At 66.3% G+C, this 8,652-nt stretch carries 7 protein-coding genes and 1 pseudogene; 5 read left to right on the top strand and 3 right to left on the bottom strand.

Annotated features, from left to right (window positions below; all coding sequences use genetic code 11):
- Positions 1-289 precede the first annotated feature (289 nt).
- Positions 290-727, bottom strand: a complete 438-nt coding sequence (locus ALMP_RS03645; RefSeq protein ID WP_264924577.1) for a hypothetical protein — start codon at positions 725-727, stop codon at positions 290-292.
- Positions 728-1,728: 1,001 nt separating this feature from the next.
- Between ALMP_RS03645 and ALMP_RS44300 the strand changes: the two are divergent.
- From ALMP_RS44300 to ALMP_RS03620, 4 genes and pseudogenes are all read left to right on the top strand, one after another.
- Positions 1,729-3,465, top strand: a pseudogene (locus ALMP_RS44300) (polymorphic toxin-type HINT domain-containing protein); the annotation flags it as partial.
- A 311-nt stretch (positions 3,466-3,776) separates the two neighbouring features.
- Positions 3,777-4,061 carry a hypothetical protein gene (locus tag ALMP_RS03630; RefSeq protein ID WP_264924576.1) on the top strand — a complete coding sequence of 95 codons (285 nt, stop codon included), beginning with the start codon at positions 3,777-3,779 and terminating at the stop codon, positions 4,059-4,061.
- A gap of 44 nt (positions 4,062-4,105) precedes the next feature.
- On the top strand, positions 4,106-4,624 hold the full coding sequence (locus ALMP_RS03625; RefSeq protein WP_264924673.1) for an HINT domain-containing protein: 519 nt from the start codon (positions 4,106-4,108) through the stop codon (positions 4,622-4,624).
- 198 nt (positions 4,625-4,822) lie between these two features.
- The gene (locus ALMP_RS03620) at positions 4,823-5,185 is read left to right on the top strand and encodes a hypothetical protein (protein ID WP_264924574.1); all 363 of its coding nucleotides are present in this window, start codon (positions 4,823-4,825) and stop codon (positions 5,183-5,185) included.
- 146 nt (positions 5,186-5,331) lie between these two features.
- Here ALMP_RS03620 and ALMP_RS03615 read toward each other — a convergent pair whose 3' ends face one another.
- On the bottom strand, positions 5,332-6,510 hold the full coding sequence (locus tag ALMP_RS03615) for a steroid 3-ketoacyl-CoA thiolase (protein ID WP_264924573.1): 1,179 nt from the start codon (positions 6,508-6,510) through the stop codon (positions 5,332-5,334).
- A 171-nt stretch (positions 6,511-6,681) separates the two neighbouring features.
- Here ALMP_RS03615 and ALMP_RS03610 point away from each other — a divergent pair, with 171 nt between their 5' ends.
- Positions 6,682-7,917: a cytochrome P450 gene (locus ALMP_RS03610; RefSeq protein WP_264924572.1), complete on the top strand. Its 1,236-nt coding sequence runs from the start codon at positions 6,682-6,684 to the stop codon at positions 7,915-7,917.
- Between the two features lie 219 nt (positions 7,918-8,136).
- Here the strand turns inward: ALMP_RS03610 and ALMP_RS03605 are convergent, their stop codons facing one another.
- A complete protein-coding gene (locus ALMP_RS03605; protein WP_264924571.1) occupies positions 8,137-8,559 on the bottom strand; it encodes a transglycosylase SLT domain-containing protein in 423 nt (140 codons plus the stop codon).
- Between the last annotated feature and the right edge of the window lie 93 nt (positions 8,560-8,652).

Here is an 8,652-nt window from a genome sequence, read left to right as displayed (position 1 = left end):
GGGGGGGGGGCGACCCTCGAGGGCGTCGAGGGCGTCGAGCGGAGAGCCGGGGGCGTCCGTCCGGTGATGGTGGTGGACGTTGCGGGTGTTGTGGTCCCCGGGCTGGAAAGCGGTCGGACCGTGAAAGGTGTTCCCGGACACCTCACCGGAGCCGGAGCCGGAGCCGGTGCCGGAGCAGGAACCTGAGCCGAGCCGGAGCCGGTGCCGGAGTCGTGGCGGTCGGGGTCGGAGCCGGAGTCGGCGTCGTGGCGGTCGGGGCCGGACCGGGAGCCGGGGGTGGCCGAGGTCGTCAGCCGCCGGACCCGAACGTGTCCTCCTGTCGGTTGTGATCCCCGGTCCGCACGGCGACCGGCCCGTGGAAGGTGTCGCCGCTCACCGCGCCACCGGACGTCCCGCCGCCCGCGAAGTCCCGCGCGAGGGACCGAAGTTCCGCGACGAGCCGCTCGCGCTCCTCCTCGGTGAGGGACTCCAGCAACGACGCGAACTCCGCCTGCCACAGCACCGCGTGCACCGCCCGCACCCGCTCGCGCTCACCCTCCTCCGCGGCGGCCAGCGCGGCGGCGGTCCGGTCGAGCCGGTCCAGCGCCTCGGCCTCCCGGCCGCCGTCCCCCCGCCCCACGAGCCGCGCACACCGCGCCCTGAACCCCACCCACGTGTCCGACCCGGCGGCCTGCACGACCGCCATCCCCCCACCGGCCGCGACCGCGACCAACGCCTCCGTCAGCACCTTCCGATCCCCCCTGGTCGGCCGCCCCGGGCGGGGCGAGTAAAGCGCATGGTAGAGGGGCGTGTAAGGACGGAAGGCACGAACACCAGATCCCGATGCCTTCGCTACAACGGCCAGCGCGGACGCGAGGGCGGGGCACACCGGCACACATGCGCCCCACCCTTCGCACCGGCCGTGTCCGGCGAAGGCCGTCAGCTGTAGGGCTTGACGAGCTTGATCGATTCGTACGGGTAACTGGCGCTGGACGCGCTCCTAGAACGACCAGGACGACCAGGGCGACCGCGTCACCGACGTCACCGACGCCCGCGACATCACCCTCCACACCGACTACGACGACCTCGGCCGCCGTACCGCCGTGAAGAAGGGCACGACCACGCTGTCGGCCTGGACGTACGACGACATCGCCAAGGGGCACCCCACCAGGACCACCCGCTACATCGACGGCAAGGCGTACGTCACCGAGATCACCGAGTACAACGACTACTACCAGCCGGGCGGCACCAAGGTCACGGTCCCCGACGGCCTGGGTGTGCCCGCCGGCAGCTACGAGTGGTTCAACTTCTACGAGGAGCACACCGGCCTGCTCCTGGAGACCGAGCACCCGGAGATCGGCGGTCTGCCCGCCGAGTCGGTCTCGGTCAACTACGACAGCGGCGGCCTGCTGGACACTCTGCACGCCCACAGCGACCCGCTGATCTCCGACACGACATACGACCACTACGGCCGTAACACGATCCTCGAATACGGCGAGTTCGGCCAGCACCTGAAGACCACCAGCGTCTACGACGACCACACCGGCGCGCTCACCGACGCCTACACCGACCGGGACACCGCTCCCCAACGGATCGAGGACTCCCACTACACCTACGACCCGTTCGGCAACATCACCCGGATCACCACGAACTACGGCCAGGACGCGGCGCGGACGACGGACACGCAGTGCTTCAAGCTCGACGCCCTCACCCGAATCACCGAGGCGTGGACGAACACGGGCAGCACCTGTGCCGCCGCACCGTCCAGCGGTGTCGTGGGTGGTCAGGACCCGTACTGGACGACCTACAGCTACGACGCGGTCGGCAACCGCAAGACCGAAACGAAACACAAGACAGCCGCCTTGCCCGACCGTCGACACCGTCCGTACCTACGCCGAGCCCGCGAGCGGCAAGCACAACCTGCCCGGCGTCACCCAGACCGGCACGGATCCGCACACCGAGACCTACACCTACGACGTGGCCGGCGCCACGCAGACCCGCACCTTCAAACAGGGCACGACGACGACCCTCGCCCAGAACCTCGTGTGGGACGACGAAGGCCATCTGAAGTCCGTCACCAGCAACGGCAAGACCACCAGCTACACCTACGACGCCGACGGCCAGCGCCTCACGCGCACGGACTCCACCGGGACGACTCTCTACCTGCCGGGCGGCAACGAACTCCACGTCGACAAGGTCGGTCTGGCCACCGGCACCCGCTACTACGGCACTGGCACCCAGACCGTGGCCATGCGGACCGGCGGCAAACTGACCTTTCTGCTCAATGACCACCACGGCACGACCACCACGCAGGTCTCCGCGGACGCCACCCAGGCGATCACTCGCCGCAAGACGGGCATCTTCGGCGCGGCTCGCGGCGCTCAGGCCGGCCCCTGGGCCGGGGACAAGGGCTTCGTCGGCGGCACCAAGGACACCGACACCGACCTGACCCACCTCGGGGCCCGAGAGTACGACCCCGCCATCGGCCGCTTCATCAGCGTCGACCCGCTGATGGACCTGACGGACTCCCAGCAGATCCACGGCTACACGTACGCCAACAACAACCCCGTCTCCCTGTTCGACCCCGACGGCCTTCGGCCGATCACCCTGTGCGAGATGGGCTGCTCCAACGGCGACGACAGCTACAAGGACTGGCTGACCCCGAACGGCGACGGCACCTGGACGTACCACTACGAGAACACCCACTACGTCGACGACGGACAAGGCGACCTGCACAGCGTCGTCAAGACGGGCAGTGACCTGCCCCGCCTCGGCAAGAGGATCGTCTACAAGCCCTACGACCTGGCAGCGCAGAAGCAGACGTTCGAGATCCTCGCCGCGCTCTTCCTCCCCGATCCCACATCCTGGAAGGACTGCTTCTCCGGCTCCGGAGCAACGAGCTGCGCCATCGCGGCAACAGACCTTCCGTACATCAAGGCCCTGAAGCTGGTCCCCGACTCGGTGATCCAGAAGGGCCCCAAAGCCGTCGAGGACTGGCTGACAAAGCAGAAGCGCGAGGGGCCCGAGCAGCCCGTGAAGTGCGACGAGTGCTTCCTCGCCGGCACCGACGTCCTGATGGCCGACGGTGAGACCAAGGACATCGAAGACGTCCAGGTCGGAGACGAAGTCCTCGCCACCGACCCGAGAACGGGTGAGACCGGCCCTCGAGAGGTCACCCGCCTCATCGTCACCGACAACGACAAGCACTTCAACGAGCTGTCCATCGCCACCGAGAAGGGCATCGAGCAGCTCACCGCCACACACGAGCACCCGTTCTGGTCCCCGTCCGAGAACGACTGGCTCCCGGCGGAGAACCTCAAGCCGGGCATGACCCTCCGCACGGACGAGGGCCACACCGTCATCGTCACCGGAAACCGGGCCTTCACCAAGCAGGCACGGACATACAACCTCACGGTCGACGACCTGCACACGTACTATGTGCTGGCGGGTAAGACTCCCCTCCTTGTCCACACGACAGTTGCACCGCCCTCCCTTCTGGCTCGACCTCGGACGATATTGCTGTGATCGGGAGCAGGGAGGACACTCTGGCAGCAGCTGACTGGCCGGGGCACGAGGTATTGAACATGCCCCGCGGAGCGTGGACTTCCGCTCAGAATGACAAGTGGGTTGAAGGCATAATTGGTAAACAGCAGACGGTTTACGTTGCAACGCCGGAAGGTGGGGGTGGTCCATACTTTGCACGAGAGTTGGAGCAGCTGCAGGCTGCAGGGTACCGACGAGTCGGGGACTATCTGATTCCGCCGCAATGACCAGTCTGTCTGCATGGGGAAGGTGTAATGGCGCTTACTGAACGCCTGATCTCAAAAATACAGCAAGAATTTCAGGGAGAGGCGGATACCGTTCGTTCTCTCCTTGAAAGTGAGGAACTGAGGGTTTTCGGTCAAGAAGATGCGACGGAACGGGTTCTAACAGCCGTGATCATTGTTGCATCCGGAAATGTCGATCGATTCTTGCATGCTTTGCGGGTCATGGAGCAGGACTGGCGTGACTTGCTTCTCTATGCCGGCTTGGAGAACGCTGACTGGCCGGAGCGTCTCGATGCGTACTATGGCGATAAGTAACATCGTCCTGTTCCGGGTGGTATGTCCAGGCCGAACATGACGGCCTGGGCGGGCGCGAGATCTTCGGCGACCTCGGACAGCAGACCTTCCAATCACCGTCGGAGAACGAGTGGATCGAGGTCGGCGACCTTTATCCCGGAATGACCCTGCTCATCGACGGCGGCGACATCGTCATTGTCACCGCCAATCGGGACTACGCCAAGCACGCCACGACGTACGACCTCACTGTCGACGGCCTGCACACGTACTATGTGCTGGCGGGGGCGACGCCGGTCCTGGTCCATAATTCAGGCTGTCCGGTCGAGATTGTTGTAATCGGCCGTCGACCCGATACGAAAATCGCTGAAGAGTGGGAAGGGTGCGAGGTACTCAATGTTTCTAATTGGACGATTGCGAAGTGGACGATTGCGAAGAATGATGAGTGGGTCCAGAAAGCGATAGAGGAAAAGAAGGTTGTTTACGTCGGATCTCCTCAGGTGTACGAGAATCTGCGGAATGAAGTCAAGGGTCGGCCAACTGTTTTTGCCCGAGAGGTAAGAATGTTTACCGATGCCGGGGTGTGACTGGGATGGGTATTACCTGGTACCTCCAGGCTCGTAAAGGAATTAGAAATGGAAATCACTTCAAGGCAATTCGCGGCGCTTGACCCTTGAAATGCAAAAGGGTACGGGCGGCAGGAGATTCCGATCTCCAAAGATGAAGAGCTGCGGAGTTTTATCCGACGTATCCGTAATTCCGAGGATTTCAATAGTGTTCTGTCTGTGCAGCCGGCTGGCTCGTGGATGGTTCTCGATGCGTTTGCAGAACGTATTGCCTCATTGGCGGTGCGTCGTCAAGATGTACGGGAATTGCGGGACGCTCTGATGGCAGCTCAATTGGCCTTGGCGCTCACTGATGACTCAAGAGAGGTGTTGCCCACATTGAGCCTGCTGTTCAGGGCTTGCCAGCTCATTGGGGAGGATCCAGTGGTTGAATTTCGGGCATCAGCTCATGCGGTGCGCGCATCTCCGGATGGAGCGTTTATGGCATTTTTGAAGCGTTCCCCGGAAGATCAGTCGATCGGAGCGATGGGATTTGAAGAGGGGGCTGACGCCACGGGTTTTAGATTCAAGCGAAACTGGTAGCTCTCGTGGGGTGACGCAGTAATTGACGGCGGCGTCAGGGGACGAGTGTGGCGCAGGGTGGCGGAGTCGTAGATGGCTGGGATGGCTGGTGAGTGCCGTGGTGGGCCGGAGCTCGGGTCCCGGCCCGTCGCCCCGGCCCGTTGTCCCTACAGCCGTTGGATGATCGTTCCCGTCGCCAGGCCGCCGCCCGCGCACATCGTGATCAGGGCGAATTCCTTGTCGGCGCGTTCCAGTTCGTGGAGGGCCGTTGTGATGAGGCGGGCGCCGGTCGCGCCCACCGGGTGGCCGAGGGCGATCGCGCCGCCGTTGACGTTGACCTTCGACAGGTCCGGCAGGTCCGCCTCGAAGACCTTCGCCCAGCTCAGGACCACCGACGCGAAGGCCTCGTTGATCTCGACCAGGTCGATGTCCTTCAGGGACATGCCGGCCTTGCCGAGGACCGCCTTCGTGGCGTCGATGGGGCCGTCCAGGTGGAAGTGGGGGTCCGCGCCGACCAGGGCCTGGGCGACGATCCTTGCCCTGGGCTTCAGTTTCAGGGCGCGGGCCATCCGTTTCGACGCCCACATGATCGCCGCCGCGCCGTCGCTGATCTGGGACGAGTTGCCGGCCGTGTGGACCGCCGTCGGCATGATCGGCTTCAGGCCCGCCAACGCCTCCAGCGACGTGTCCCGTAGGCCTTCGTCGCGGTCGACCAGCCGCCACATGCCCTGGCCGGCCGCCTGCTCGTCCTCCGTCGTGGGGACCTGGACGGCGAACGTCTCACGTTTGAAGCGTTCCTCCGACCAGGCCACCGCCGCCCGCTCCTGGGACATCAGGCCCAGCCGGTCCACGTCCTCGCGGGTCAGGCCCCGGTGTCTCGCGATGCGCTCCGCCGCCTCGAACTGGTTCGGGAGGTCCACGTTCCATTCGTCGGGGAACGGCTTTCCCGGGCCGTGCTTCGAGCCGGAGCCGAGGGGGACCCTCGACATCGCCTCCACACCGCAGGAGATGCCGACGTCGATGACGCCCGCCGCGATCATGTTCGCCGTCATGTGCGAGGCCTGCTGCGAGGAGCCGCACTGGCAGTCGACCGTCGTCGCGGCCGTCTCGTAGGGGAGGCCCATGGACAGCCAGGCCGTCCTCGCGGGGTTCATGGACTGTTCGCCGGCGTGGGTCACCGTGCCGCCGACGATCTGCTCGACCGCGTCGGCGGGGATGCCGGTGCGGCCGAGGAGTTCGCGGTAGGTCTCGCCCAGGAGGTAGGCGGGGTGCAGGTTGGCCAGCGCGCCACCGCGCTTGCCGATGGGTGTGCGGACGGCTTCCACGATCACGGGTTCGGCGGCCATGGGTGCGGATCCTCTCGAACTAGTACGTGTTCTAGTTCTTCTGTCAGCAGTCTGCGGACGTGATGTGGGTCACCGCAAGGGTCTTGCAGCCTTCAGGTGCCTGAACTACCGTCTCCGCACTCTGTTTCTGATGAACCGTCAGATTCGACGCCAGACGGCTGGAGCCGCCCCATGCCCTGTCCAGCGCTTCCCGACGGGTTCGACTTCACCGACCCCGACCTGCTGCATCACCGTGTGCCCCTCCCGGAGTTCGCCGAGCTGCGCCGGGCCGAGCCGGTCCGCTGGATCCCGCAGTCGGGCAACGTCGCCGGTTTCCAGGACGAGGGCTACTGGGCGGTGACCCGCCACGCGGACGTCAGGTACGTCTCCACCCACCCGGAGATCTTCTCCTCCACCCTCAACACCGCGATCATCCGCTTCAACGAGCACATCCGGCGCGACTCCATCGACGCCCAGCGGCTGATCATGCTGAACATGGACCCGCCCGAGCACACCCGGGTGCGGCAGATCGTGCAGCGGGGGTTCACGCCCAGGGCCATCCGGGGGCTGGAGGAGCGGCTGAGGCAGCGGGCGATGGACATCGTCGCCGGCGCCCGCGCGCACGGCGGTCCCTTCGACTTCGTCACCTCCGTCGCCTGCGAGCTGCCGCTCCAGGCCATCGCGGAGCTGATCGGCATCCCCCAGGACGACCGGGCCAAGATCTTCGAGTGGTCCAACAAGATGATCGCGTACGACGACCCGGAGTACGCCATCACCGAGGAGATCGGCGCCCAGTCCGCCGCCGAGCTGATCGCGTACGCCATGAACATGGCCGCCGAACGGAAGCGGTGCCCGGCGCACGACATCGTCTCCACGCTCGTGGCCGCCGAGGACGAGGGCAACCTCAACTCCGACGAGTTCGGGTTCTTCGTGCTCATGCTCGCCGTCGCGGGCAATGAGACCACCCGGAACGCGATCACCCATGGGATGCACGCCTTCCTCACCCATCCCGAGCAGTGGGAGCTGTACAAGGCCCGGCGGCCCGCCACCGCCGCCGAGGAGATCGTGCGGTGGGCCACCCCCGTCGTCGCCTTCCAGCGGACCGCCACCCAGGACACCGAGCTGGGCGGGAAGACGATCAGGAAGGGCGACCGGGTCGGGATCTTCTACGCCTCCGCCAACAACGACCCCGAGGTCTTCGACCGGCCCGACGCGTTCGACATCACCCGGGACCCCAACCCCCACCTCGGGTTCGGCGGGGGCGGGCCCCACTTCTGCCTCGGGAAGTCCCTCGCCGTGATGGAGATCGACCTCATCTTCAACGCCGTCGCCGACGCCATGCCCGGCCTGCGGCTGGTGGACGATCCACGGCGGCTGCGCTCCGCGTGGATCAACGGAGTGAAGGAGCTGCGGGTCAGCGCGGGGTGAGCCGCCTCGGTCGTCCGGTCCTCGTCCAGCCGCAGGGCGTGCGGCACCTCGTCGTGGCCGTCGCACGCCCAGTACACCCCGACAGTCCCTCGGTACGACGCCGCCGCCCGGCGCCCCTGCGGGCGGGTGGGGCGGCGGGGAACGGGAGAAGGCGGCGGTCCCGGGGATCGATCGGGACCGCCGCCTTCCGTCACCTGGGCGCGGCTCAGTACCAGCGGCTCAGTACCAGCCGTTCGCCTGCCAGAAGTTCCAGGCGCCGACGGGGCTGCCGTAGCGGGAGTTCATGTAGTCCAGGCCCCACTCGATCTGGGTGGCGGCGTTGGTCTTCCAGTCGGAGCCCGCCGAGGCCATCTTGGAGCCGGGGAGGGCCTGGACCAGGCCGTAGGCGCCGGAGGAGGCGTTGGTGGCGTCGACGTCCCAGTTGCTCTCGTGCTGGACGATGTGGCTGAAGGCGTTGAACTGCGCGGCGTCCGGGATCATCTTGTGCGCGATCGCCTTGGCCTCGGCTACGGAGGCCGTCTTCGCCGACGCGGCCTGGGCGGGGGCCGCGGTCAGGGCCAGGCCGGCGCTGGCGGCGGCCACGGCGACGGCGGTGAGGGCCTTCTTCGGGGAAGCGATGCGGCGGATGACGGAGACGGACACGGAGAACCTTTTTCTTCGGGGACGGGGGTGTCGCGGTGCGTGCCGGAGCCACGGGTGAGCGGCGGGGACATACGTCGGCGCCGAGGCCCGTGG

This window comes from Streptomyces sp. A012304 (assembly GCF_026008495.1).
Lineage (GTDB): Bacteria > Actinomycetota > Actinomycetes > Streptomycetales > Streptomycetaceae > Streptomyces.
The sequence above is the reverse complement of the archived record's forward strand: the minus strand, read 5'-3'. Positions and strand labels throughout refer to the sequence as shown.